Origin of the sequence: Mesorhizobium sp. M2E.F.Ca.ET.209.01.1.1, assembly GCF_004010375.2 — a bacterium.
In the GTDB taxonomy this organism is placed as follows: domain Bacteria; phylum Pseudomonadota; class Alphaproteobacteria; order Rhizobiales; family Rhizobiaceae; genus Mesorhizobium.
Genome location: NZ_SADP02000967.1, coordinates 1 through 305, shown reverse-complemented (window position 1 = coordinate 305; position 305 = coordinate 1). Strand labels below are relative to the sequence as shown.

1 protein-coding gene is annotated in these 305 nt (G+C 65.9%); it reads left to right on the top strand.

Going from position 1 to position 305, the window contains the following annotated elements; translation table 11 throughout:
* A partial coding sequence (locus EN852_RS38710; protein WP_348643557.1) for a 4Fe-4S dicluster domain-containing protein occupies positions 1-305 on the top strand: 305 nt, incomplete at both ends.

Here is a 305-nt window from a genome sequence, read left to right as displayed (position 1 = left end):
GGAATCGACATTCGCGATGGGCAGCAGCTGGAGTGCATCACCTGCGCGCTCTGCATCGACGCCTGCGATGGCGTGATGGACAAGCTTGGCCGGGAGCGCGGGCTGATCTCCTACGCGACCTTGTCCGACTACAACGCCAACATGGCGCTGGCGACGGCGGGCGGCAGCGGGCCTGTGGATCCGGCGCTCGTCAGGACCGCGAGCGGCGCCTTTGTCGACGGGCTGGCGCATTTCCATCTGGGCAAGATCTTCCGCTTGCGCACCTACATCTATCTCGCCGTATGGTCGGCGATCGGGCTGGCGCT